The organism is Microbacterium sp. NPDC087589 (assembly GCF_044743635.1).
Taxonomy (GTDB): domain Bacteria; phylum Actinomycetota; class Actinomycetes; order Actinomycetales; family Microbacteriaceae; genus Microbacterium.
The window spans coordinates 62,278-86,154 of the sequence record NZ_JBIUWV010000003.1; the positions used below are offsets into that span (position 1 = coordinate 62,278).

General features: G+C 67.6%; 22 protein-coding genes. 9 read left to right on the forward strand and 13 right to left on the reverse strand.

The genetic code is table 11. The annotated features are described in order from the left end of the window. Positions 1–78: 78 nt before the first annotated feature. The 4 genes from treZ to ACIOU8_RS08510 are packed head-to-tail and all read right to left on the reverse strand — an operon-like array spanning position 79 to position 6,669. The gene (gene treZ / locus ACIOU8_RS08495; protein ID WP_400788098.1) at positions 79–1,836 is read right to left on the reverse strand and encodes a malto-oligosyltrehalose trehalohydrolase; all 1,758 of its coding nucleotides are present in this window, start codon (positions 1,834–1,836) and stop codon (positions 79–81) included. Beyond that, positions 1,833–4,181, reverse strand: a complete 2,349-nt coding sequence (treY, locus tag ACIOU8_RS08500; protein WP_400788100.1) for a malto-oligosyltrehalose synthase — start codon at positions 4,179–4,181, stop codon at positions 1,833–1,835. The genes treZ and treY overlap by 4 nt, the downstream gene beginning before the upstream one ends. Continuing rightward, complete coding sequence (gene glgX / locus ACIOU8_RS08505; RefSeq protein WP_400788102.1) at positions 4,178–6,388, reverse strand: glycogen debranching protein GlgX; 2,211 nt, start codon at positions 6,386–6,388, stop codon at positions 4,178–4,180. Before glgX ends, treY begins: the two co-directional genes overlap by 4 nt. Continuing rightward, the gene (locus ACIOU8_RS08510) at positions 6,385–6,669 is read right to left on the reverse strand and encodes a hypothetical protein (RefSeq protein ID WP_400788104.1); all 285 of its coding nucleotides are present in this window, start codon (positions 6,667–6,669) and stop codon (positions 6,385–6,387) included. Before ACIOU8_RS08510 ends, glgX begins: the two co-directional genes overlap by 4 nt. Positions 6,670–6,846: 177 nt before the next feature. On the opposite strand from ACIOU8_RS08510, the gene thrC reads away from it, so the two are divergent. Further along, positions 6,847–8,250, forward strand: coding sequence for a threonine synthase (gene thrC, locus ACIOU8_RS08515; protein ID WP_400788106.1), 1,404 nt, complete (start codon positions 6,847–6,849; stop codon positions 8,248–8,250). A 25-nt stretch (positions 8,251–8,275) separates the two neighbouring features. On the opposite strand, the gene ACIOU8_RS08520 is transcribed toward thrC, so the two are convergent. From ACIOU8_RS08520 to ACIOU8_RS08530, 3 genes are all read right to left on the reverse strand, one after another. Next, the gene (locus ACIOU8_RS08520; RefSeq protein ID WP_400788108.1) at positions 8,276–8,686 is read right to left on the reverse strand and encodes a VOC family protein; all 411 of its coding nucleotides are present in this window, start codon (positions 8,684–8,686) and stop codon (positions 8,276–8,278) included. Positions 8,687–8,781: 95 nt separating this feature from the next. Then, positions 8,782–9,048, reverse strand: a complete 267-nt coding sequence (locus tag ACIOU8_RS08525) for a thioredoxin domain-containing protein (RefSeq protein WP_400788110.1) — start codon at positions 9,046–9,048, stop codon at positions 8,782–8,784. 71 nt (positions 9,049–9,119) lie between these two features. Next, positions 9,120–10,130 (reverse strand): FUSC family protein, encoded by a 1,011-nt coding sequence (locus tag ACIOU8_RS08530; RefSeq protein ID WP_400788112.1) that lies wholly within the window; start codon positions 10,128–10,130, stop codon positions 9,120–9,122. Between the two features lie 143 nt (positions 10,131–10,273). Here ACIOU8_RS08530 and ACIOU8_RS08535 point away from each other — a divergent pair, with 143 nt between their 5' ends. Continuing rightward, positions 10,274–11,617: a M20/M25/M40 family metallo-hydrolase gene (locus ACIOU8_RS08535; protein WP_400788114.1), complete on the forward strand. Its 1,344-nt coding sequence runs from the start codon at positions 10,274–10,276 to the stop codon at positions 11,615–11,617. A gap of 58 nt (positions 11,618–11,675) precedes the next feature. Further along, positions 11,676–13,130, forward strand: coding sequence for an MFS transporter (locus ACIOU8_RS08540; RefSeq protein ID WP_400788116.1), 1,455 nt, complete (start codon positions 11,676–11,678; stop codon positions 13,128–13,130). 2 nt (positions 13,131–13,132) lie between these two features. Here ACIOU8_RS08540 and ACIOU8_RS08545 read toward each other — a convergent pair whose 3' ends face one another. The 3 genes from ACIOU8_RS08545 to ACIOU8_RS08555 form a co-directional block, all read right to left on the reverse strand. Next, a complete protein-coding gene (locus tag ACIOU8_RS08545) occupies positions 13,133–13,357 on the reverse strand; it encodes a hypothetical protein (protein WP_400788118.1) in 225 nt (74 codons plus the stop codon). Positions 13,358–13,511: 154 nt separating this feature from the next. Further along, complete coding sequence (locus tag ACIOU8_RS08550; protein WP_400788120.1) at positions 13,512–14,681, reverse strand: RtcB family protein; 1,170 nt, start codon at positions 14,679–14,681, stop codon at positions 13,512–13,514. 287 nt (positions 14,682–14,968) lie between these two features. Next, on the reverse strand, positions 14,969–15,736 hold the full coding sequence (locus ACIOU8_RS08555; RefSeq protein WP_400788123.1) for a siderophore-interacting protein: 768 nt from the start codon (positions 15,734–15,736) through the stop codon (positions 14,969–14,971). A 102-nt stretch (positions 15,737–15,838) separates the two neighbouring features. Between ACIOU8_RS08555 and ACIOU8_RS08560 the strand changes: the two genes are divergently transcribed. Genes ACIOU8_RS08560 through ACIOU8_RS08575 form a run of 4 tightly spaced genes read left to right on the forward strand, consistent with a single transcriptional unit; the run spans position 15,839 to position 19,643 of the window. Beyond that, a complete protein-coding gene (locus ACIOU8_RS08560; RefSeq protein ID WP_400788125.1) occupies positions 15,839–16,831 on the forward strand; it encodes a siderophore ABC transporter substrate-binding protein in 993 nt (330 codons plus the stop codon). Positions 16,832–16,883: 52 nt separating this feature from the next. Continuing rightward, on the forward strand, positions 16,884–17,873 hold the full coding sequence (locus ACIOU8_RS08565) for an ABC transporter permease (RefSeq protein ID WP_400788127.1): 990 nt from the start codon (positions 16,884–16,886) through the stop codon (positions 17,871–17,873). Next, entirely contained in the window at positions 17,866–18,891 is a 1,026-nt protein-coding gene (locus ACIOU8_RS08570) for an iron chelate uptake ABC transporter family permease subunit (protein WP_400788129.1), read from the forward strand. Before ACIOU8_RS08565 ends, ACIOU8_RS08570 begins: the two co-directional genes overlap by 8 nt. Then, positions 18,888–19,643 carry an ABC transporter ATP-binding protein gene (locus ACIOU8_RS08575; protein WP_400788130.1) on the forward strand — a complete coding sequence of 252 codons (756 nt, stop codon included), beginning with the start codon at positions 18,888–18,890 and terminating at the stop codon, positions 19,641–19,643. The genes ACIOU8_RS08570 and ACIOU8_RS08575 overlap by 4 nt, the downstream gene beginning before the upstream one ends. 4 nt (positions 19,644–19,647) lie before the next feature. Here ACIOU8_RS08575 and ACIOU8_RS08580 read toward each other — a convergent pair whose 3' ends face one another. From ACIOU8_RS08580 to ACIOU8_RS08590, 3 genes are read right to left on the reverse strand one after another with little or no spacing between them, the layout of a single operon-like run. Further along, positions 19,648–19,845, reverse strand: coding sequence for a hypothetical protein (locus ACIOU8_RS08580; RefSeq protein WP_400788131.1), 198 nt, complete (start codon positions 19,843–19,845; stop codon positions 19,648–19,650). 37 nt (positions 19,846–19,882) lie between these two features. After that, positions 19,883–20,842, reverse strand: a complete 960-nt coding sequence (locus ACIOU8_RS08585) for a DNA-3-methyladenine glycosylase family protein (protein WP_400788132.1) — start codon at positions 20,840–20,842, stop codon at positions 19,883–19,885. Positions 20,843–20,877: 35 nt separating this feature from the next. Further along, positions 20,878–21,582, reverse strand: coding sequence for a winged helix-turn-helix domain-containing protein (locus ACIOU8_RS08590; RefSeq protein ID WP_400788134.1), 705 nt, complete (start codon positions 21,580–21,582; stop codon positions 20,878–20,880). A gap of 330 nt (positions 21,583–21,912) precedes the next feature. On the opposite strand from ACIOU8_RS08590, the gene ACIOU8_RS08595 reads away from it, so the two are divergent. Together ACIOU8_RS08595 and ACIOU8_RS08600 are read left to right on the forward strand one after the other, a co-directional pair. Further along, on the forward strand, positions 21,913–22,221 hold the full coding sequence (locus ACIOU8_RS08595) for a GNAT family N-acetyltransferase (protein WP_400788135.1): 309 nt from the start codon (positions 21,913–21,915) through the stop codon (positions 22,219–22,221). A 154-nt stretch (positions 22,222–22,375) separates the two neighbouring features. After that, positions 22,376–23,821 (forward strand): MFS transporter, encoded by a 1,446-nt coding sequence (locus ACIOU8_RS08600; RefSeq protein ID WP_400788137.1) that lies wholly within the window; start codon positions 22,376–22,378, stop codon positions 23,819–23,821. The last annotated feature ends 56 nt before the right edge of the window (positions 23,822–23,877 follow it).

Consider the following 23,877-nt stretch of genomic DNA (forward strand, 5'->3'; position numbering starts at 1 on the left):
GCAACAGTACACAGAAAGCTGAATTCAGAAAACGGTGAACTGATGCTTTCGCGATGGCGCTCGGCGCCGCCTGCGGAGTCAGCGCGGCGGCGCGACGATCGCCGCAGACTCGGGCGGGAGCGCGATGGTCCGCGCCATCATCCGGCCGGGCGCTGTCTCGAGCAGGATCCGCGAATCGGGGCCCAGGTCGAACTCCACCTCGTCCGCGGTGAGGTTCACGACCACGGCGAGCTCGCCCCGCTCGATGCGATAGGCCCGGTGCTCGGGCGCGCCATCGAGATGCGAGACCGAGACGACGTTGTGCGACATCTCGGGGTCGGTGAGTTCGGGCATGTCGCGCCGCAGCGCGATCAGTCGTCGATACAGATCGAGCATCCGGGCATGCTCCGGCGTGCTGAGCTCACTCCAGTCCAGCTGCGATCGCTCGAAGGTCGCTGGGTCCTGAGGGTCGGGCACCGCGGCCGGGTCCCATCCCATCCGCGCGAACTCCGCGATCCTCCCCTCGGCCGTGGCTCGTGCGAGCTCGGGTTCCTTGTGAGAGGTGAAGAACTGCCAGGGAGTCGAAGCGCCCCACTCCTCGCCCATGAACAGCATCGGTGTGCCGGGAGCGGTCAGGGTCAGCACTGCGGCGACGGCGAGCCGATCGGACGACAGTGACGCGGTCAGCCGGTCTCCTGCTGCGCGGTTGCCGACCTGGTCGTGATCCTGCGCGAACGTGACCAGGCGCCAGGCGGGAACGCTCGACGGCAGCGGAGCACCGTGCGCTCGACCGCGGAACGACGAATGCGTGCCATCGTGGAAGAATCCGCCCTGCGTGACCTTCGCGACAGCATCCGGTGCGGCGAAATCGGCGTAGTACCCGTCGGTCTCGCCGGTGAGCGCCACGTGCACCGCATGGTGCCAGTCATCCGACCACTGAGCGGTGAGACCGTGCCCTCCATCCTCCCGGGGAAGGACCATGATGGGATCGTTGAGATCAGACTCGGCGATCAGGCTCAGAGGACGATCGAGCTCGCGCGACAGTGCATCCACTCGCTCGGACAGCTCGTGCAGGAGATGCGGTGTGCTCGTGTCGTGCAGTGCGTGCACGGCGTCGAGACGCAGACCGTCGACGTGGAAGTCGCGCAGCCACATCAGGGCGTTCTCGATGATGTACTCACGTACGGCCGGCTCATCGAGGTTCACAGAGTCGCCCCACGCCGTGTGCTGACCCTCGCGCAGATAGGGGCCGAACTCGGGCAGATAGTTGCCGCTCGGGCCGAGGTGGTTGTAGACCACGTCCTGGATCACGGCGATACCGCGTGCATGAGCGGCGTCGACGAAGCGCTGGTACGCGGCCGGGCCGCCGTACCCCTCGTGCACGGCATACCAGAGCACGCCGTCGTATCCCCAGTTCCACTCGCCGCTGAACGCGTTGACCGGAAGAAGCTCGACATGGGTGATGCCGAGCTCGACCAGGTGATCGAGATGCCCGGTGAGCGAGTCGAGCGTGCCCTCCGGCGTGAAGGTGCCGACGTGCAGCTCGTAGATCACCCCGCCGTCGAGAGGCCGGCCGCGCCAGTCGGTGTCGCTCCACTCGAAGCGGGCGGGATCGAAGAGCGCCGAGGGTCCGTGTACGCCCCGAGGCTGTCTGCGGGAGCGCGGGTCGGGGCGCAGCTCGGTGCTGTCGCCGAGGAGGAAGCCGTAGCGCTCGCCCTCGGCCATCGCCACATCCGTGCTCCACCATCCCGATCCATCATCCGTCGGATCGAGATCGTGTTCCGAGATCGTCGTGCACGCGGGGGTGAGACGCCGCAGACGCACCGTGTCGACACGTGGAGCCCAGACCGAGATCATCGCTCGTCCACCAGGAGCGCGACCGGATACGTGTCGAGGAGGTCTGCGAGACGGATCGGCCCACGCCCGAACCGACGCCCCGTGATCGCGTCGGTAGTGGGCAGCTCGCGGCGCAGCAGCACGGTGTCGCCCCAGCCTCCGCGGCGGCTGAGTCCTACGGGCAGACGTGTCGCGACCGCGAGCACGCCGCCCCGGTCCATGGCGACCGCATGATCCGATGCCTCTCCGGCGACGCCACCGGGGCGATACCGGTAGAACAGCTCGCGGTTGTCGCGGCGCAGACGCAGCGTGCGAGAGGTGACGAGCATCTTCGCGAGACCCGCGTCGTCGACAGGGGGGAGGACGCCGCGGGCGACGTCGTCGTCGAGTCGCCGGAGCATCGCCGATCGTTCAGCGAAGTCCACGGGCCGCCGATTGTCGGGGTCGACGAGGGAGTGATCCCACAGTTCGGTGCCCTGATAGACATCTGGCACGCCGGGAGCGGCGAGCTGCAGGAGCTTCGCGGACAGAGAGTTCACCCGGCCGTGGTCCACGATCTCGCTCACGAACCCTTCGAGGATCGTGCGGGCACCTCCGTTCGCGGCCTCCGCGATCGACTCGATGCCCTTCTCGAACTCCAGATCCGGATGCTGCCATCCGGTCGACTCCGCGGCCTCGCGCGCCGCCTTCAGGCCGTATGCGAGCAGCCGTTCGGATGAGATCGGCCAGGCTCCGACCGCCGCCTGCCAGAGCAGCGAATCGAGGGGGCCGTGTCCGGTCGAGGCGACGGCCCGCAGCTCGGTCAGCACCTCGGCCCAGCGATCCGGAACCTCGGCGAGCACCGAGAGGCGTGCACGGACGTCTTCGGATCGCTTCGTGTCGTGCGTCGACAGCACCGTGAGCGAGTGCGGCCACGACGCCAGTCGTGCTCGCTGCGCCTCATGGAACCCGTCGATCGAGACGGAGGTGATCGACGGGTCGCCGCCGACCTCTGTCAGGGTTCCGAGGCGGGTGTGGCGATAGAACGCAGTGTCTTCGACGCCCTTCGCCATGACGGCGCCCGTCACCTGCGGGAATCGCTCACACACCTCGAGAGTCGTGTCGAGCAGCAGTGGCGCCAGCTCGGCGATCGATGCTGCGAGGTCGGGGCGTCGGCGCGAGGCGTCGTCGAGCGCGTGCTGCAGGTGCTCGCGCCCCGCCGGCAGGTACGCCCTGTAGACGGGGAAGCTCGCGACGATCTCGGCCAGCGCGTCTTCGGCGCCGACCACGCCGAACGGCAGCGCCCGCACCAGTCGGCGAACCTCGGACTGCAACAGCTCATCCGCGATCATCCGCTTGGTCGTGTGGATCAGGTCGTGCCACGGCTCCGCCGCGGGCAGACCGGTCTCCGAGCGCAGCCGCGCATCGAGGCGGTCGAGGGCCGCGACTCCTTCGCCGTCGATCAGGACGCGGTCGATCTCGCCCATCGCGTCGTACCCGGTCGTGCCGTCAGTGCACCACCACGAGGGCAGCTGCTCGCCGGGCTCGAGGATCTTCTCGACGACCGTGTACGCGCCGCCGGTGATGTCTGCGAGTCGCTCGAGATAGCCGCCGGGGTCGGTCAGCCCGTCCGGATGGTCGACCCGCAAGCCGTCGGCGAGCCCGTCCGTGATCCACCGTGCGATCTCCACGTGCGACTCGTCGAACACATCGGGGATCTCGACGCGGATGCCGGCGAGCTCCGACACGGCGAAGAAGCGTCGGTAGTCGAGGTCGGTGTTCTGGTCCTCCCAGAACCGCAGCTCGTAGTGCTGCGCATCCAAGAGCGCAGGCACGTCTTCCGCGAACTCACCGGAGCCCGGTGCCAACGGCAGCACGTGGTCGAAGTACGACAGTGTTCCGTCGGGGGCGTCGTCGGCGGGAGTGGTGTCGACGACGATGTCTCCGGACTCGAGAACCTCGGAGAGCGACGAGCCCAGGATCGGCAGACGCACGCGGCCTTCCGACAGTCGTCGGTCGATGTCGAACGCCACCGCATGACGCGACGAGCGTCCGAGCCTCAGCAGATCCCACCACCAGACGTTGTGGCGGGGAACCGCCACGCCGACGTGGTTCGGCACGATGTCGACGAGGATGCCGAGTCCGGCGGCGCGGGCGGCGGCGGCGAATCGCTGCAGTCCCTCGGGGCCGCCGCGGTCATCGTCCACCCGGGAGTGGTCGACGACGTCGTACCCATGGTCCGACCCGGGCACTGCGGCGAGGAGAGGAGACAGGTAGGCCCACGACGCCCCGAGATCGGCGAGGTACGTCGTGATCGAAGCCGCGTCGTCGAGAGTGAAGCCTGAGCGGATCTGCAGACGATAGGTCGAGAGTGGTCGATGCGTCATCGAGGCAGCTCCGGGGTGGGGGCCGGCGCCGGGGCCTCGCCCTGCTCGGTCTGGATGCGCAGCGAGGCTTCGACCGAGTTGTCCGTCGACACCACCGTGCGGTCGGCGTCTCGCAGCACGAGAAGCGAGTGGGCCTCGAGCGAGACAGACGCACCGGGATCCAGTGTCGCGCCGTCTGCGCGCTCGCCCGCGGTGTCGATCATGACCTCCCACGCGTGGCCGTGCCGCTCGTCCGGAAGCGCGACCTCGACGGCATCCGTCCCGCTGTTGAAGTAGACGAGGAAGTTCTGGTCGGTGACGGGCCGACCGCGCCGGTCCTTCTCGCGGATCCCCTGACCGTTCAGGAAGACCCCGATCGCGAGACCGAAGCCGGAGTCCCAGTCCTCCGGTTGCATGCGTCGGCCATCCGGACGCAGCCACACGACGTCGGGTACGCGCTCGCCGTCCTCCGACCGCACGGGACGGCCGTCGAAGAAGCGGCTCCGTCGGAACGTCGGGTGGTCGCGGCGGAGCCGGGCCACCGCCGCGGTGAACTCCACGAGCGGCAGGTCGGCCGATTCCCAGTCCACCCAGGTGAGCTCGTTGTCCTGTGCGTAGCCGTTGTTGTTGCCGTCCTGGGTGCGGCCGAGCTCGTCGCCGTGCGCGATCATCGGCACGCCCTGCGACAGCAGCAGAGTGGCGAGGAAGTTGCGCTGCTGCCTGGCGCGGATGCGGTTGATGCCCTCGTCGTCGGTGGGGCCCTCCGCGCCGTTGTTGTCGGAGCGGTTGTGGGATTCGCCGTCGGCGTTGTTCTCGCCGTTGGCCGCGTTGTGCTTCTCGTTGTACGAGACGAGGTCGCGAAGCGTGAAGCCGTCGTGTGCGGTCACGAAGTTGATCGATGCCACGGGGCGGCGACCGGAGTGCTCGTACAGGTCGGCCGAGCCGGTGAGACGCGAGGCGAACTCGCCGAGCGCCTGGGGCTCGCCGCGCCAGAAGTCGCGCACCGTGTCGCGGTACTTGCCGTTCCACTCCGTCCACTGCGGGGGGAAGTTACCCACCTGGTATCCGCCCGGACCGACGTCCCACGGCTCGGCGATCAGCTTCACCTGCGACACGATCGGATCCTGCTGCACGAGCTCGAAGAAGGCCGCGAGTCGGTCGACGTCGTAGAACTCGCGCGCGAGAGTCGAGGCGAGGTCGAACCGGAACCCGTCGACGTGCATCTCGGTGACCCAGTACCGCAGCGAGTCCATGATCAGCTGCAGCGCGTGCGGGTTGCCGGCGTTGAGGCTGTTCCCCGTGCCGGTGTAGTCGGTGTAGTAGCGGCGGTCCTCTTCGAGGCGGTAGTAGGCCTCGTTGTCGATGCCCCGCAGCGAGAGCATCGGCCCCATGTGGTTGCCCTCGGCGGTGTGGTTGTAGACCACGTCGAGGATGACCTCGATGCCCGCCGCGTGGAGCGCGCGCACCATGGCTTTGAACTCCTGCACCTGCTGACCGTGCTGCCCGCTGGACGAGTAGTCGTTGTGCGGCGCGAAGAAGGCGAGGGTGTTGTAGCCCCAGTAGTTCGTGAGGCCCTTCTCCTCGAGGGTCGAGTCGTAGACGAACTGATGCACCGGCATCAGCTCGATGGCGGTGACTCCGAGATGCACGAGATGCGCGATGACCGACGGGTGACCGATCGCCGCGTACGTGCCGCGCATCTCCTCGGGGACATCGGGGTGCAGCTGCGTGAGCCCCTTGACGTGCGCCTCGTAGATCACCGTCTGCGCATAGGGGATCTTGGGCAGGCGGTCGCCCGCCCACTCGAAGAACGGGTTCACGACCACGCCCTTCACCATCGTCGCGCCGGAGTCCTCGTCGTTGCGGGAGTCGGGGTCGCCGAAGTCGTAGCCGAACAGGGGCTGTCCCCACTCCACCCGACCAGCGACCGACTTCGCGTAGGGGTCGAGCAGGAGCTTGTTCGGATTGAACCGCTTCCCCTGGGCAGGGTCGTAGGCGCCGTGCACGCGGTATCCGTACAGCTGGCCCGGCTGCACCGAGGGCAGATAGCCGTGCCACACATGGGCGTCGACCTCTTCGAGCGGAACGCGCTCCTCGTTGCCCTCGTCATCGAAGAGGCACAGCTCGACCTTCTCGGCGCCCTCGCTGAACAGGGCGAAGTTCGCGCCCTGCCCGTCGAAGGTCGCACCGAGCGGGTAGGGGGAACCGGGCCAGATCTCGCGGCTCACTGGGCGCGTCGCTTCGAGACGGCGCGGTGCAGGACGGTCCGCACAGCGTCGTGGAAGTCGTGCACCTGAGCGATCTCGTCGGCGTGATGATAGGGATGGCCCACGTAGCAGACGAAGACCGGATGCACGTGCTCGACGTAACCGATCGGACCTTCGTGGAGCACGACATATCGATCGAGGTCGACACGTTCGTAGAGGGGTTCGGCCGGCGTGGCAGCTGTCATGGGAGCCTGGCCGTCCGCGGGCTTGTGGTCATGCGCGGTATGGGTCTTCGCAGTCATGAGGGCTCCTGTTCTGTTGATGGGGTCCACGCTAAGAGATCCGAGTTCACAGGGGAATACCATTGCCTCCGCGCGACGAACGCGCTATGTCGTGAGAGTGGGTCGCGGCAGTGCAATCACTCCACGGCCACCTGCGAGAATGGAAGCCCCGTGACGATCCCGAACCGAGGAGCTCCCGTGCAGTACATCTCCACCCGAGGCGGCATGCAGCCGCTGCCGTACTGCGAGACCCTGCTCGAGGGGCTCGCGCCCGACGGCGGACTGGCCGTGCCCGAGACCATGCCCACGGTCGACGGAGAGACGCTCGAGCGCTGGCGGGCGCTGACGTACCCGCAGCTCGCGACGGAGGTACTGGGGCTCTTCGCCACGGACATTCCCCGGGCCGACCTCGCCCGCATGACCGAGGCCGCCTACGAGCCGTTCCCCGAAGAGGTCGTGCCGCTGCGTTCGATCGACGACGACCTCACCCTCGTGGGTCTCTCCGAGGGGCCGACGCTGGCCTTCAAGGACATGGCCATGCAGTTCCTCGGCCAGGTCGTCGAATACGCGCTGGAGCGCAAGGGCTCGGTCCTCAACATCCTCGGCGCGACCTCCGGAGACACCGGGTCCGCCGCCGAGCACGCGCTTCGCGGCAAGGACCGCATCTCGGTCTTCATGCTCTCCCCGAAGGGACGCATGAGCGCATTCCAGCGGGCGCAGATGTTCTCGCTCGATGACGAGAACATCCACAACATCGTGGTCGACGGCGTGTTCGACGACTGCCAGAACCTCGTCAAGTCGCTCGCGGGCGATCTCGACTTCAAGCGTGCCCAGAACCTCGGTGCGGTGAACTCCATCAACCTCGCGCGCATCACCGCGCAGGTCGTCTACTACTTCTGGGCATGGCTGCGCGCGACGGACGCCGGCGGATGGACCGAGGTGTCCTTCACCGTGCCGTCCGGGAACTTCGGAAACATCCTCTCGGGCTTCTTCGCGAAGGAGATGGGACTGCCGATCCGTCGCCTCGTGCTCGCCGCCAACGAGAACAACGTGCTCGACGAGTTCTTCCGCACGGGTGTCTACCGGCCTCGGAGCGCAGCGCAGACGCTCGCGACCTCGAGCCCGTCGATGGACATCTCGAAGGCCTCGAACCTCGAGCGCTTCATCTTCGAGCTCGTCGGGCGCGACGCGACCCGCGTGGTGAAGGCCTGGCAGGATCTCGACGCTCAGGGCTCGTTCGATTTCACCGCCGATCTCGCTCGTTTCATCGACGAGTTCGGTATCGTCAGCGGCACCTCGACGCACGCCGACCGGCTTGCGACGATCAAGGCGGTCTACGAGGCGACGGGCGACATCATCGACCCGCACACCGCCGACGGGGTCAAGGTCGCTCGCGAGAACATCGAACCGGGTGTGCCGATGCTCGTGCTCGAGACTGCGAAGCCGCAGAAGTTCGCCGAGACGATCCGCGAGGCGATCGGCGTCGAGCTCGAGTACTCGTCTGAGCTGCGCGCCATGCTCGATGCTCCTCAGCGCCGCACCGAGATGGCAGACGATGAGCAGGAGCTCCGCGCGTTCATCGAGGCGAAGGCCCTGCGCTGAGTACAGCCGTCTGACCCGCGTCGAGTCACTCGGGGTCGCCGTGCAGCATCCACGGCACTCCGAACCGGTCGACGAGCATCCCGAAGGTGCCGCCCCACGGGGGAGTGTCGAGCGGCATGGTGATCGCCGCGCCGTCAGAGAGGGCGTCCCACACCTGCTGCGTCTTGTCCTGCGAGTTTCCGCTGAGCGAGACCGAGAATCCCTGCGGCGGCTCGAACGGGATGCCGTCGGGGGTGTCTGACGCCATGAGCACCAGGCCGTCGGGTGTGGTGAGCTGCGCGTGCATCACGAGGTCGTGCTGATCGGGGCCCTGCACCATGTCGGGGAACTCGCCGAACACGTTGATCTCGAGGTCGCCGCCGAGGATGCCCTGATAGAACTCCATCGCCTGTCGCGCTTCGGTGCGGAACGAGAGATACGGATTGAGTGTGGCCATGACTGCCCCCAGAGATGTCAGGCGGGGCCGCCGTCGGCCCTGCTGCGGCTCATTCTGCGCCGGGGGTCGGACATCCGCAAGAGCGACGTCGGCGATCAGTCGGGGAGCGCCTTCACCGCGGCCGTCAGCACCTGCGGAACCGTCGGCACGCCTTCTGCTCGGAACACCTCCGCGCCTGAGGCATCGCGGATGATGACCGTGGGTGTGAAGCGGATGTCGAGTGCCTCCGCCGCATCCGGTGCCGAGGCGACGTCGATCTCGGTGACGGTCGCATCGGGAAGGTAGCGCACCGCATCTGCCACGACCGCGCGGGTTCGAGAGCAGGCTCCGCAGAATGCGGAGGTGACCAGCGTGAGTTCCATCGCTCTCCTCTCGGCTCTCGATGTGCAACCAGGCGCCGGCCCGCCGTGTTCCCGAACGCGGTCGCCGAGAGTCAGGTGCGAGGCGTCGTGGCCCGAGGATGCAGCAGGCCTGAGAGCGCACCGAGCGCAGCACCGACGAGCGTGTCGACGATCCGCTCCCACGCGACGTCCATCGAACCGATCTCGCCGGTCGCCGCACCCGTCAGCAGCAGCACGAGCGGCGTGATGAAGACGAGCGCGAGAGCGTAGTGGCGCACCACGACGAGCTCGATCACGAACTGCAGGGCGCCCAGAAGCAGCGCCAGCCAGAGACCGGACGGATGCAGCAGGGCGAGCAGCGCGTAGACACCCGCGCCGACGACGGTCCCGAGCATACGGTGCAGTCCGCGCTGCACCGCGGCGCGGCGGGCTGCCGCGACGCCGATCACCGCGACCGCCGATCCGACGATCCAGTACGTCCGCGTCGGATCGATCATCAGACCCAGCAGAACGCCGATGACAGCGACGAGGGCGACCCGGACGACCAGCATGCGCGAATCGGCCGTGAACGCGGGCCCCGGCAGGAGCTCACTCAGTGGCCGGGCCGAGACCGACCGCGCGCGAGGGAGCAGAAGCGGCGCCATCGCGATCAGATAGGAGAACACGCACCCGGCCGCGAGCGCGGCGACGTAGACGATCGGTTCGATCGGTGAGCTGACGATCACATGGGCCGAGAGGCCGAAGACCAGCACGAAGAAGAGGGGCCCCGGTGGGCCGAGCCGGAAGCCGAACGACAGAGCCGCGCTGACGACCGCGACGATCACGACGCCGATGCTCACGAGCCACGGGTTGGCCGACGCAGCGACTCCGAGCGCGGCGCTGGCGATCAGCCCCGCGGCGACGAAGGGCAGGATCCTCGCACGATCGATCACCGGGGTGGAGCCGGCGAACAGCACCGTGAACGCACCCGACGCCGCGATGTAGCCGAGCGACGGCTGGCCGAGCAGAGTCATGACGGCGATCGGCACCGCGATGCCCAGAGCCGCCTGGGTCGCGAGGTGCCAGCGCGGACCGCGCTTGGGTGCCAGGGCGAACAGGCTCATCCTTCCATTGTCTCGCGGTGCCGTCGTCCCGAGTGACGGCCGTAAGCCGTTCCGGTCGTGGTTCGTGCCGCTCCGCCCCGTGCCGCGCGGCACGAACTGCGCCCGGAACGCGGTCGGCAGCCGATGAGCGGCCCGGCGATACGATGGCCGACGTGACAGAACCTCGACCGGGAATCGCCGAACGGCTCTCGCAGATGATCCAGCTCCCGACAGTGTCGGCCGAGCTGGACGAACGCGGATCCGAGCCGTTCGAGGCCTTCGTCGCGTTGATCGACGACCTCTATCCGCTCGTCCAGGAGCACCTGACGCTCGAACGGCATACCGATTTCGGTCTGCTCTTCCACTGGTCTGGGAGAGATGCCGGAGCCGATGGCCCGGTCGTGCTGATGGCGCACTACGACGTCGTGCCGGTCGATGAGAGCGATGCGTGGACGCATCCTCCGTTCGACGGTGTCATCGCCGACGGGGTGGTCTACGGGCGCGGGGCTCTCGACGACAAGGGTCCGCTGATCGTCGTGCTCGAGGCGGTCGAGAATCTGCTCGCCGAGGGGTTCATCCCCGCACGGGACGTCTACCTCTCGTTCGGCGGCAACGAGGAGACCTTCGGCCGAGCGGCTGAGGAGATCGCGCGGGTGCTGCGTGAGCGAGGCGTCGTTCCGTGGCTCGTGGTCGACGAAGGTGGCGCGGTCGTCGAGGCGCCGCTGCCTTTCGTGCCGGGGCGAGCGGCGATGATCGGCGTCGGGGAGAAGGGCGTCATGACGCTCACGCTCTCGGCGCGCGGCGAGGGCGGTCATGCATCGGCACCCCCCTCTCTCACAGCTGTCCGACGGGTGGCAAGGGCAGTGGATCGGCTCGGTCCGCGGACGTTCCCACCTCGTCCTTCCAAGGCGATCGGGCGGATGCTGTCGCAGCTCGGAGCGCAGACTCCCGGCCCCGCGCGGCATCTGCTGCGCCTGCTCGGATCTACCCCGCTTCTGACCGGCCAGCTGTTCGCTGCGCTCGGTGGCGAGCCCGCAGCCCTCGTGCGCACGACAGTGGCTCCGACGATGCAGTCCGGGGGCACCGCGGCGAATGTCCTGCCCTCGCAAGCGGCGGCGACCGTGAATCTCCGAATCGCTCTGGGCGAGACGACGCAGCAGACCGTGCTGCGGGTGCGGCGCCGCATCCGGGATCCGCTCGTCAGGGTCACCGTCGAGGAGGCGAGCGAGCCGTCGCCCGAGTCGGCGACCGACAACCCCCAGTTCGCGCTGCTCGCCGACGCGCTCGCGGTCTCGCACCCTGGAGTCTCGGCCGTGCCGTACGTGATGATGGCGGCGACGGACTCGCGCCATTTCCATCGCTTCGCGCCCGCCGTCTACCGCTTCGCACCGCTCGACATGTCGAATGCTCAGAGGGCGTCGATCCACGGCGTCGATGAGAACGTCGAGATCGCTGCGCTCGAGCGAGGGGAGCGGTTCCATCGAGCCCTCCTCGAGAAGCTAGGGTGATCTCACCCCTTGACGGGCGTCGCGGCGCCCGCCTCAGCCCTTTCACCGAGGAGCCGCGATGACGCGCACCCGAACTCTGGGAACCCTCGCCACTGTCGTCGGCTTCCTCGCCTTCGTCGAGTTCACCAGCGGCGTGCTGCAGGGCTACTACACGCCCATGCTCACCGACATCGCGCGGCATCTGGGCATCCACGACGCCGACGTCAACTGGCTCGAAGGCACGCAGCTCATGCTCTCTGCGCTCGTCGTGCCGGCGTTCGCGAAGCTCGGCGACATGGTCGGTCACAAGCGGATGCTGCTGATCTCGACGGCGCTGACCGCCGCAGCGGCGCTCGTCCTGCCGTTCACGGATTCGTTCCCCGTGTTCCTGATCGGCTGGACGCTGATGGGCTTCTACGTCGTCTGGCTCCCGCTCGAGATCGCGCTCATCTGGTCACGCTCCCGCCGGATGCAAGGGCGATCGTCGATCACGGCGAAAGCGGCAGGGCTGCTGGTCGCGGCCCTCGAAGGCGGGGCGATCATCGGCGCTCTCGTCGGCGGCGCGCTCATCGACGTCCTGCCTCTGACGGTCGTGCTCCTGATTCCCGCAGTGCTCGTCGTCGTCTGCTTCTTCGTGATCCTGTTCGGGGTGCAGGAGTCGCCCGATCCGACCGGCGGCGTGTTCGACACGGTCGGTGTCGTGCTGATCTCGCTCGCCCTGATCTGCTTCACCGGTGGCCTGAGCCTGCTCCGCCTCGAGGGCGGGCTCGCCAACCCCTGGTCGTGGGCGGTCGTCGTGCTCGGCATCCTGCTGGTCATCCCGTTCGTGCTCTGGGAGCTTCGCTGCGACGACCCTCTCATCGACGTGCGCATGTTCCGCTCACCGGCACTCGGGCCCGTGTTCCTCACTGCCGGGCTCTTCGGGGTGAGCGTGCTGGGAGCCCAGGCTCCGCTGTCGACGTTCGCCCGCACCGATCCGGGTGTCTACGGCTACGGGCTCGGAACCACCGGCTTCGCGACGTCGCTGATCATCGGTCTGTATCTGATCGCGATGATCGCGGGTGCATTGCTCTTCCCCTTCGTCGCTCGAATGCTGACCCCGCGGATCACCCTGATGGGCGCGTCTCTGCTCGTCGGCATCGGTTTCCTGCTGTTCCTGCCGTTCCATGATTCCTATCTGCAGGTGGTGACGAACATGGTCGTCGTGGGCCTCGGCTCCGGCGCTCTCGTCGCGGCGCTTCCCGCGGCGGCTGCGTCGGCGGCTCCTGCGACGCAGACGGGCGTCGCGACCGGGCTCACGAACTCGGTCAAGACGGTCGGTGGAGCGATCGCCTCGTGCATCTTCGGGATCGCGCTGCTCAACGGAGTGAGCGGAGCTGTCGAAGGCACTGCAGGGTCATTCGCCGGCTACATCACGGTGTGGGTGGTCTGCGGTGTGACGGCCCTCGTCGCCGCCGCGATCCTCGTCTTCGTTCCGAAAGAGGCTTTCACCGATCGAACGGACGCCGAGCCCGTCGCCACGCCGATCGCCTGACGTCAGTCGCGGTCGAGACCGAAGGTGCGCTTGACGACGGCCTGCATGTCGCGGTCGAGTCCGTCGATGCGAGTGTTCACTGAGTCGAACCGGGCGTTCATCTCGTTGCGGAGGCCGCCGATCTCGGTGCGGACGACGCGGATGAAGAGCGTGGACACGACGGTCAGCATGCCGAACATGAGCGCGGTGAAACACCCGATCATCGTCCAGATCTGAGCGTCGTTCATGAGGTGCACCATGTCATCCTCGCATCGTTCCACGCCGATGATCGGAATTCGGGTCGCTGTATACCGTCATCCCGAGCAGCGGGAGCAACCCACGCGGCGGCTCGTGTGTGCAGGATGAGTGGGCGGTGACTCCGCGTCACCGCCCACTCTCTACTCAGTCGCCCTTGACGTTGACGAGCTGCCTGAGCGTGTGCCTGATCGAGACCAGGCTCGCGGCATCCGCCATGACCTGATCGATCGGCTTGTACGCCTGCGGGATCTCATCGATGAAGGCGCTCGTGTCGCGGAACTCGATGCCGGTCATCGCCTCACGCAGCTGCTCGTGAGAGAAGGTGCGCCGAGCCGCCGACCGCGAGTACTCCCGACCGGCGCCGTGCGGCGACGAGTTCAGCGACTGCGGGTCGCCGAGCCCCTCGACGACGTACGACGCTGTTCCCATCGAGCCCGGAATGAGCCCGGGACGCCCGGCGTCCGCCTGGATCGCACCCTTTCTCGACACCCACACTCTCTTGCCGAAGTGCTTCTCCGATTCGGTGAAGTTGTGGTGGCAGTTGATGCGCTCCTGCTCGTCGACCGGGGTGCTGAGGAACTCCGACACTTGACGCGCGACGCGATCCATCATCTCCTCGCGGTTGAGCAGCGCGAAGTGCTGCGCCCACCGCAGCTCGCGGATGTACCGGGTGAACTCCGGCGTGCCTTCGACGAGATAAGCCAGGTCGGGGTCGGGCAGGTCGATCCACCACTGCTTCGCCAGCCGCTGCGCGACGGCGATGTGATGACCGGCGATCCGGTTGCCGACGCCTCGTGAACCGGAGTGCAGGAAGAGCCACACGCGGTCGAGCTCGTCCACCGACACCTCGATGAAGTGGTTGCCCGAGCCGAGGGTTCCGAGCTGCAGTCGCCAGTTCTTGGCGTACCTCTCGGGATCGAACTCGCTCTTGTCGGCCAGCGCCTCGAGCTCGGCGATGCGCGGCTCGGCGGTCGCGACGATCTTGTTGTTGTAGCGCCCAGCCGACAGCGGGATGGCGCGTTCGATCTGTTCGCGGAGCTCTGCGAGATCGCGTCCGTCGAGATCCGCCTTCGCGAACTGGGTGCGCACGGCGATCATGCCGCAGCCGATGTCGACGCCGACGGCCGCGGGGATGATCGCGCCGAGCGTCGGGATGACCGAGCCGACCGTCGCCCCCTTGCCGAGATGCGCGTCCGGCATCAGAGCCAGGTGCGGGTGGATGAACGGCATGCGCGCGGTGGTGTACGCCTGATCGAGCGTCTTCTCATCGATCATCGACGCCCACGAGAGCAGCCGTGTGGAGAGCCTCTCCATGATTCCTTTCCTTGTGTGATGTTCAGCCACAGGTCGGGAGTCTCGTGAGAAACAGAAATGCCCCGAACCTGACGGTGCGGGGCATGACGACAGCGGATGCTGTCACACGGCGCGCGCCGGAGGGTACGACTCGTAGCGGTCATTGCGCTTCTGCTGAAGCGGCAAGACCGCGTCGAAGGGGAAGTTCCGCATGGCGGTCATCCGTCGTCTCCTCGGCGTGAATGCTGTGCGCGATCGGCACAGCTTTGCCACACTAGGGTGCGACACGCCCGGGAGTCAAGTGCTGCTCAGTGCGGTGCGTGGTACTCCGCCTCGCCGCGCTTCCAATAGCCCTTGACCACTGCGTTCGCGGAGTCGATGCCCCAACGGTCGAGCAACGCGCGCCCGGGCTTCACGATCGACTGCTCGGCCGCGATGAACACGAACGGGTCGTCGCCGATCGCATCCTCCGTCGCCAGGTCGTCGAGGAACGCGATGAGCGCGGACCCCGAAGGCGCGTCAGCCCGATGCAGCCACTCGATGTCGACGGGTGCCTCGATGTCGATCTCGCGCCCCGCCGTGACCGTCTCGACCACGATGCGCGCTGGAGTGTCCGCGGGGATGAGCGCCGCGAAGCGCCGGATCGCGGGAATCGCCGTCTCGTCTCCGACGAGCAGCCAGGAGCCGGGACTGCCGTTCAGCACGGCCGACCCGCGCGGCCCGCCGACGCCGATCGATGACCCCAGAGGAGCTGTCGCCGCCCAGGGGGCTGCGACCCCCGAGTCTCCATGCACGGCAAACTCGACGTCGAGCCAGTCCTCGCCCCAAGCGAGCGGCGTGTACTCGCGGCTCGGAGCCGCCCGCATCTCCTCGACCGTGCCCACGGGGCCGGCGGGGAAGAACAGGCGCATGTGGTCGTCGGAGCCCGGGGAGTCGAATCCTTCGAGGTCGCTGCCCGTGAGGCGCACGCGCACGAAGTCCGGCGCCAGCCATTCTCGGGCGCTCAGTGCGACGGTGCGGAAGCGCAGATCGAGGCCTCGACGCTCGAGGGAAAAGCCGGATTTCGTATCGCTCATAAAGTAAGGCTAACCTATCTTCGAGGCAGACTTAGGGGAGCCTAAGTCTGCCTGTCCTGCGCCGCTCGCGCGCATCCATCACCGCAGAACAGGGGTCTCTCCATGTCCATGCCCAGAATCGTCAGTGCCACGAGCGTCGGTCTCGTCGGTCTCCTCGCCCTCGCCGGCTGCGCCTCCGGAGCCGAAGCCGATCCCGCCGAGACCACGCCCGCCGCCGACTCGGTCACCGTCGAGGACAACACCGGATCGCACGAGATCGCCACTCCTCCCGCATCCGTGGTCGCACTGGACAACCGCACCTTCCAGACGCTCTCCGACTGGGGCATCGAGCTCTCGGCCGGGGCGGTCGCGCTCATGCCAGACACCGTGTCGTACCTCGACGACGACTCGATCGTCGACATCGGCCTGCACAGCGAGCCCGACCTCGAGGCGATCGTCGCCGTCGAACCCGACCTCATCATCAGCGGACAGCGCTTCACTCAGCACAACGAGGCCATCGCCGAGCTCGTGCCCGACGCCGCGATCATCGATCTCGAGCCCCGCGACGGAGAGCCCTTCGATGAGGAACTCAAGCGTCAGGTGACCGTGCTCGGCGAGATCTTCGGCACGCAGGACGAGGCTCAGGCGCTCGTCGATGACTTCGACGCCGCCGTCGAGCGCGCGAAGGCGGCCTACGACGACGCCGACACCGTCATGGCCGTGAACACCTCGGGCGGCGAGATCGGATACCTGGCACCGACCGTGGGTCGCTCGCTCGGTCCGATCTACGACATCCTCGGCCTGACCCCGGCGCTCGAGGTCGCAGACGCCTCCGACGACCACCAGGGCGACGACATCTCGGTAGAGGCGATCGCCGCCTCGAACCCCGACTGGCTGCTCGTGCTCGACCGTGACGCCGTGTTCGCCGCAGAGACCCCCGACTACGTGCAGGCATCCGAGATCCTCGAGAACTCCGAGGCCCTCGCCGGCGTCACGGCCGTCGCTGACGAGCAGATCGTCTACATGCCCACCGACACGTACCTCAACGAGGGCATCCAGACGTACACGGCGTTCCTGAACGACTTCGCCGACGCCCTCGAGGCCGCACAGAAGTAGGTCGCTCGGCGGCATCCGCTCGAGGGCGGATGCCGCCGGCCGGCGTCTCACGATGACCCGCACCGCGTTCTCAACCGAGCCGCCCCGGTCTGCCGGGCGGCTCTTCGACGTCAAGCTCCTGGTCGGCATCCTCATCGTCGTCGCGCTCCTCGTCGTGTCCCTGTTCACCGGGGTCTACGACATCGCCGGGGCTGCTGACGGTGCCGAGATGTTTCAGATCACCCGCGTGCCGCGCACGATAGCCCTCGTCCTCGCGGGGGCCGCGATGGCGATGGCCGGGCTGGTGATGCAGCTCCTCACCCAGAACCGCTTCGTCGAGCCCACGACCACCGGCACCACCGAGTGGGCGGGGCTCGGCCTGCTGGCGGTCATGGTGCTGGTGCCGAACCCCTCGATCCCGCTGAGGATGGCAGGCGCCGTCATCGCGGCCTTCATCGGCACCATGGTGTTCTTCGCCTTCCTGCGCCGAGTCTCGCTGAAGTCGTCTCTCATCGTCCCGATCGTCGGGATCATGCTGGGCGCCGTCGTCGGCTCGGTGTCGACCTACTTCGCGCTCGCGACCGACTCGCTGCAAGCACTCGGGGTGTGGTTCGCGGGCAGCTTCACCTCGGTGCTCCGTGGTCAGTACGAGATGCTCTGGATCGTCGCGATCGTCGGCGTCGTCGTCTTCTTCGTGGCCGATCGCCTGACGATCGCGGGGCTCGGCGAGGAGATCGCCACCAACGTGGGCGTGAACTACAACCGCGTGATCCTGCTCGGCACGGTGCTCATCGCGATCACCACCGGAGTCGTCACGGTCGTCGTCGGCAATCTCCCCTTTCTCGGGCTGATCGTGCCCAACGTCGTCTCGATGGTCCGCGGCGATGATCTGCGCAGCAACCTCCCTTGGGTCTGCCTGCTCGGGATCGCGATCGTCACCGTCTGCGACATCATCGGACGGACGATCATCATGCCGTTCGAGGTGCCGGTGTCACTGATCCTCGGCGTCGTCGGCGCGATCGTGTTCATCCTCCTCCTGCTGAGGCAGCGTCGTCGTGGCTAGCGCGGCAGCGGTCGGCGCCCGCACCTCCGGATCCTTCACGACGCCGCGCGCGCGGCGTCGGTACGTCATCGTGCTCGGCATTCTCGTCGTCCTCTCCGTGGGCTTCGCCTTCGCTCTGTTGGCGTGGGAGAACCCGATGCCGATCGGATCGCCCGGATTCTGGCGCATCGCGAAGCTCCGGGTGACGAACGTGACCGTGATGGCCGTGGTCGCGGTGGCACAGGCGATCGCGACCGTGAGCTTTCAGACGGTCACCAACAACCGCATCATCACGCCGTCGATCATGGGGTTCGAATCGCTCTATCGCGTCGTGCAGACGACCACGGTGTACCTGTTCGGCGTCGCCGGTCTCGTGGCGATCCAGGGCGTCTGGCAGTTCGGCCTGCAGGTCGTGATCATGGTGGGGCTCGCGATGGCGCTCTACGGATGGCTGCTGTCGGGGCGTTACGGCAACCTGCAGATCATGCTGCTCATCGGGATCATCATCGGCGGCGGCCTCGGAGCGATCTCGACCTTCATGCAGCGGCTGCTCACTCCCAGCGAGTTCGACGTGCTCGCGGCGCGATTGTTCGGCAACGTCTCCAACGCCGATGCGTCGTACCTGCCTCTCGCGATCCCGCTGTGCATCGCGGCCTCGGCGCTGCTCTGGATGAGATCCAGGAGGCTGAACCTGCTCGCGCTCGGCTCTGACGTGTCGCGTTCGCTCGGACTCGACCACAAGCGCGAGCTCTACATCGTGCTCTTCCTGGTCGCCGTCCTCATGGCGACCTCGACAGCGCTGGTCGGGCCGATGACGTTCCTCGGCTTCCTCGTCGCGACCCTCGCCTACCAGTTCGCCGACACGTACGACCACCGACTCATCTTCCCCGTGGCTGTGCTCACCGCCTTCACGATCCTCTCCGGGGCCTACTTCGTCATGAAGAACGTGTTCTATGCGCAGGGCATGGTCTCGATCCTCATCGAGCTCGTCGGCGGAACCGTCTTCCTCATCGTCATCCTCAGAAAGGGCAGGCTGTGATCACACTCGAGGGCGTACGCCGCGACTACAGCGACGAGGTCGCCATCGGCCCCGTGGACCTCGAGATCCCCACCGGCGGGATCACCGCGCTGATCGGTCCGAACGGGGCAGGCAAGTCGACGCTGCTGACGATGATCGGTCGGCTCGGCGGCATGGACGCCGGGGCGATCGAGATCGCCGGTTACGACGTCGCGACCACGAAGTCGAAGGACCTCGCGAAGATCGTCTCGGTGCTCCGCCAGGAGAACCACTTCGTGACGCGGCTCACCGTGCGCCAGCTCGTCGGATTCGGGCGCTTCCCGCATTCGCAGGGCCGATTGACCCGCGATGACGAGGAGGTCATCAGCAGGGCGATCGACTTCCTCGACCTCGGCGATCTGGAACGGCGCTATCTCGACGAACTCTCCGGAGGTCAGCGACAGCGGGCCTACGTCGCGATGGTGCTGGCGCAGGACACCGAGTTCGTGCTGCTCGACGAGCCGCTCAACAACCTCGACATGAAGCATGCCGTGCAGATGATGAAGCACCTGCGTCGGGCGGCTGAAGAGCTCGGGCGGACGATCGTCATCGTGCTGCACGACATCAACTTCGCGGGGCACTACGCCGACCACATCTGCGCCATGAAGGACGGTGAGGTGGTGGAGTTCGGTCCACCCGCCGAGATCATGACCGGCGAGGTGCTCACTCGCGTGTTCGACACGTCGGTGCAGGTTGTCGAAGGGCCCTCGGGTCCTCTGGCCGTGTACTACTGACGGCTCAGAGCTCGACGCCGTGGTCCTCGTCGTTGACGCCGGCGTTGCGGCCACGGCGGGACTCGTACCCGATGAACCAGCCGAGCCAGACGATCGCGGCCAGCAGGATGCCGAGCCAGACGTTCTGGAAGATCAGGCCGATCACGACACCGAGGATGAGAAGCCCCGCGGTGACGGAGAGGCGGAGTGCGTTGCGCGACATGGGTTCAGCCTAAAGGCGATCAGCCGGCCACGGGAGGTCAGCGAGTGCGGTGGTCTTCGGGGGAGAGGCGTGGCCCCCGTCGGGGCTCGCTCACTCCGCTCGCGAAGATGAGGCGGATCACTCGCTGGCGGTGGCCGGCCCAGGGCGCGAGGAGCTCGAGCATCCCGTCGTCGTCGGTGCGATGCCCGGTGAGCGCGTGCCCGACCTCATGGGCCAGGTGGTAGTCGCCGACGCTCACCGCATCCGGATCGCCGAGTGCCCGAATGCGCGTCTCGGCGGAGGTCCACACACCGATGCCGGGGAAGCTCGTCAGCACACGGTCGCGCTCGTCGCCGGTCGATGCGGCCAGAAGCGCCCGGGAGATGCTGTCGGCCCGCTCGGCGACTCGCACGATGGTCTTCGACTGCGGCGGCTGCACCGCCACTCGATGCCAGTCCCAGGAGGGGATGCGATGCCACCGCGCCGCGGTCGGGGCGGCGTGCATCGGCCGCGGGGTCGGACCGGGTGCGCGCTCACCGAACTTCGTGACGAGCAGCCTCCAGGCGCGGAAGGCCTCGAGACCGGTCACCTTCTGCTCGATGATGGCGCATGCGAGGGCGTCGAACACGACGCTGGTGCGAGCCAGCCGGATGCCGGGCGAACGTCGGGCGACCTCGGAGATCAGCGGATGGTGCGAGGGATCGAAACCCGAGGGGTCGTCGCCGGCTCCGCACAGTTCGGGCACGGTGTCGAGTGCGTGCTCGGCTCCGCTGCCCCACGCGGTGACCTTGATCTCTCCGCTCTGTGCGCGCAGCGCCAGCGTCGCTGCGCCGAGCGGCGTTCGAAGAGCGCGCCAGATCACCGGGCCGTCGAAGACCATGGTCGGGTCGCCGGGCCCTCGCCGCAGCATCCCGACCGTCGAGCGGAGATCCACGGGTGCCGCGGGCCGGTAGACGGTCTCTCGCGGTGCGCCCGGAGGAGCCGCGTCAGCGGCTCCGGCATCCGCGGTCAGGGTCATGCGCCCCACCATACGTGGCGGGCCTGACACTCGGATCAGAAGCGGTCGGGCGAGGGGGTGCCGTGGCCGTAGCGGATGACCACGTCGGCGTGACGGTCGAAGCGGTAGCCGATGCCGCGCACGGTGCGCACGATGTCCTCGTAACGGCCGAGCTTCGCGCGCAGACGCCGCACGTGTACGTCGATGGTGCGCTCGCCGGGAGTCTCGTCGTCCTGCGCCTGCCACAGTGCCGAGACGAGTTCGCTGCGCTCGATCGTGCGGCCCTCGCGGAGCACGAGGTACTGCAGCAGCTCGAACTCCTTGTAGGTGAATGCCGCGGACTCTCCGTCGATCAGCACGCGCTTGCGCGAGATGTCGACGACCACGCCACCCTCTTCGTCGGTGGTCTCCTCTTCTGCGGCTGCCTTGGTGCGGGCGATCGCACCGGGCTCGTGCAGCGCCAGACGGACGACATCGAGGTCGCGGCCCCCGGAGCCATGCGGTGCGAGCGCGACGGTGGCGTGCGTCTCGGCGCCTGGTGCGAGCTCGGCGAGAGTGCGACGCAGGGCGTCGACCAGGAGGGGGAGGCTGACTCCGGCTTCGGCCGCCTTGATCTCGTCGAGACCGACGTAGAGGGCGAAGCCGCGGGGCGAGCGGACGGCGGGAAGATCTGCATCGAGCGGGGCGGCCGCGGGCGCCGATGCGGCGGTGCGGATGGCGGCGGTGGTGGCGGGACGCTCGAGAAGTGCAGTGTTCGACATGATGATAGAAGTCCTCAGGACGTGAGCCGGGAAGAGGCTCTGATGCGTTGCATGAATGACCGGGCGAGCCGGAAGAGCGAGCAAAGGGTGGATGCTCGATGACCCATACCCCGCAGATCGCGAGAAGTCAGGTCAGACGGAGTGGCTGTTCGTTCAGCGACACATTCGGCAACACATGCCAACGCGACCGGGCATCATCATCCCGGCAGTCCTGTTCGCCTCCTGGGCGGACAAAGGGCTTGCGTTGGTAGTCATGGGGGGATTATGTCCGAAGAAGTCGGCGCGTGTCAAAACGGCCGTCGGTGCGGGTGGCGGGCGTAACGTGGAGAAGTGACCACTTCGACCCTTGCCGCCGGCTTCCTCCTCACCGATGAGAAGGACGCATCGCGGTACACACTGACACGAGACGGGCAGCTCGTGAGCGTGCTCGACTACCGCGACGACGGGCACACCATCGCCCTGACGAGAGCTTTCACGATCCCCACTTTCCGCGGCCACGGCTACGCCGGCGTCGTCGTCGAGGGTGCTGTCGCCGACATCGAGGCGCGCGGAGATCGCAAGGTCGATGCGGTGTGCTGGTACGTCTCCGACTGGTTCCAGACGCACCCGGAGCACGCGGCTCTGCTGCGCTCGCGCTGACGCAGCGTCGTGTGACGCTGTGTTACACGTTCGACGTCCCTCCGGTAATATGGATGCTCTGCTCAGCCCCGTCGGCTGAGGTGGTCAGGCGCTGACGCGCGCTGGTCCGAGGCTCGAAACCTCCGGCATCGTTCCCGACACCGGAGGTTCTTCCATGTCATCGTCCCTGCGCGCCCGCCCCCAGACCCGGTGGTGGGCGCTCGTCGTCATCTCTCTCACGCAACTGATCGTCGTTCTCGACGGAACCATCGTCAGCATCGCCCTGCCCCAAGCCCAGGCGTCTCTGGACATGAGCGACGGCCAGCGGCAGTGGGTCGTCACGGCATACGCCCTGGCCTTCGGCGCACTGCTCCTGCTCGGCGGTCGCATCGCCGACTACGTCGGGCGCAAGCGCGTCTTCATGATCGGGATGGTGGGCTTCGGCGCCGCATCCCTCTACGGCGGCCTCGCGCAGTCGGGGTGGGAGCTCATCCTCGCCCGGGGCCTTCAGGGCGTCTTCGCCGCACTTCTCGCTCCGGCGGCTCTCGCACTGCTCACCGTGACCTTCCCCTCGGGGCGTGAGCGCAACACGGCGTTCGCGGTGTTCGGAACCGTCGCAGGAACCGGCGCTGCCGTCGGCCTGCTGCTGGGCGGATTCCTCACCGAGTTCACCGACTGGCGCTGGTGCCTGCTGGTCAATCTCTTCTTCGTCGCGATCGGTCTCGTCGGCGGCGCGCTCTTCCTCACCGAGAGCAAGGCGGAGGGCGACAACCGATACGACGTCTGGGGTGCGATCACCGTGACGCTGGGTCTCGGATCCCTCGTCTACGGCTTCAGCCTCGCCGAGAACGGCTGGGGCGACCCGCTGACCATCGCGTTCCTCGTGCTGGGAGTCGTGCTGCTCGGCGTGTTCGTGTGGGTCGAGAGCCGCGTGTCGCAGCCTCTCCTTCCGCTGCGTGTGGTCGCCGACCGGGTCAGGGGCGGCGCCTTCCTGATCCAGGGAGTCGCCGGCGCGATCATGATCGGAGCCACCCTCTATCTGACGTTCCACCTCCAGTTCGTGCTCGGCATGGGGGCGCTCCAGGCAGGAGCGGCGACCCTGCCGCTCCCGATCGCGACGATGATCATCGCTCCCATCGCGACGAAACTCCTCACGGTCATCGGCCCGCGGCCGATGATGATCGTAGGGCCGCTCATCGCTGCAGCCGGTCTGTTCCTGCTCTCCGGGATCACCCCCGATGGGGCGTACCTCGTGCAGATCGCGCCGGCGCTCGTGCTCCTCGGCATCGGCATGGGGTTCGTGTTCATCCCCCTGCAGAACCTGGCGCTCACCGGTGTCGCGCCGCACGACGCCGGCATCGCATCGGCCGTCGCCAACTCGGCCATGCAGATCGGCGGATCGATCGGACTGTCGGTGTTCACGGCCGTGTACGCGGCGTCGGTGGGCGGGCTCGCGCAGACCGAGCTCGCCCCGTCGCAGCTGACGGACGCCTACGGGTGGGTCTTCATCGTCGCGTCGATCCTCATGGTCGGCGCCGCCGTGATCGCCGCAGTCATGGTGCGCGGCACGAAGGACGAGCTGATGCCGTCGCAGCCGGGACTCGCCGTCGGCGCGCACTGAGGGGCTCGGGGCATCCGTTCCGCTCGGAATCCCGTCATTTCCGGGGCCAGGAACGG

Excerpts from the sequence above, each read along its gene's own strand:
- ACIOU8_RS08600 (WP_400788137.1), top strand. The coding sequence starts at position 22,376 with ATGTCATCGTCCCTGCGCGCCCGCCCCCAGACCCGGTGGTGGGCGCTC.
- ACIOU8_RS08510 (WP_400788104.1), bottom strand. The coding sequence starts at position 6,669 with ATGACTGCGAAGACCCATACCGCGCATGACCACAAGCCCGCGGACGGC.
- ACIOU8_RS08535 (WP_400788114.1), top strand. The coding sequence starts at position 10,274 with ATGGCCGACGTGACAGAACCTCGACCGGGAATCGCCGAACGGCTCTCG.
- treZ (WP_400788098.1), bottom strand. The coding sequence starts at position 1,836 with ATGATCTCGGTCTGGGCTCCACGTGTCGACACGGTGCGTCTGCGGCGT.
- ACIOU8_RS08565 (WP_400788127.1), top strand. The coding sequence starts at position 16,884 with ATGACCCGCACCGCGTTCTCAACCGAGCCGCCCCGGTCTGCCGGGCGG.
- ACIOU8_RS08530 (WP_400788112.1), bottom strand. The coding sequence starts at position 10,130 with ATGAGCCTGTTCGCCCTGGCACCCAAGCGCGGTCCGCGCTGGCACCTC.
- ACIOU8_RS08560 (WP_400788125.1), top strand. The coding sequence starts at position 15,839 with ATGTCCATGCCCAGAATCGTCAGTGCCACGAGCGTCGGTCTCGTCGGT.
- ACIOU8_RS08585 (WP_400788132.1), bottom strand. The coding sequence starts at position 20,842 with ATGACCCTGACCGCGGATGCCGGAGCCGCTGACGCGGCTCCTCCGGGC.
- ACIOU8_RS08545 (WP_400788118.1), bottom strand. The coding sequence starts at position 13,357 with ATGAACGACGCTCAGATCTGGACGATGATCGGGTGTTTCACCGCGCTC.
- treY (WP_400788100.1), bottom strand. The coding sequence starts at position 4,181 with ATGACGCATCGACCACTCTCGACCTATCGTCTGCAGATCCGCTCAGGC.
- ACIOU8_RS08520 (WP_400788108.1), bottom strand. The coding sequence starts at position 8,686 with ATGGCCACACTCAATCCGTATCTCTCGTTCCGCACCGAAGCGCGACAG.
- ACIOU8_RS08580 (WP_400788131.1), bottom strand. The coding sequence starts at position 19,845 with ATGTCGCGCAACGCACTCCGCCTCTCCGTCACCGCGGGGCTTCTCATC.
- ACIOU8_RS08590 (WP_400788134.1), bottom strand. The coding sequence starts at position 21,582 with ATGTCGAACACTGCACTTCTCGAGCGTCCCGCCACCACCGCCGCCATC.
- ACIOU8_RS08525 (WP_400788110.1), bottom strand. The coding sequence starts at position 9,048 with ATGGAACTCACGCTGGTCACCTCCGCATTCTGCGGAGCCTGCTCTCGA.
- ACIOU8_RS08540 (WP_400788116.1), top strand. The coding sequence starts at position 11,676 with ATGACGCGCACCCGAACTCTGGGAACCCTCGCCACTGTCGTCGGCTTC.
- ACIOU8_RS08555 (WP_400788123.1), bottom strand. The coding sequence starts at position 15,736 with ATGAGCGATACGAAATCCGGCTTTTCCCTCGAGCGTCGAGGCCTCGAT.
- ACIOU8_RS08550 (WP_400788120.1), bottom strand. The coding sequence starts at position 14,681 with ATGGAGAGGCTCTCCACACGGCTGCTCTCGTGGGCGTCGATGATCGAT.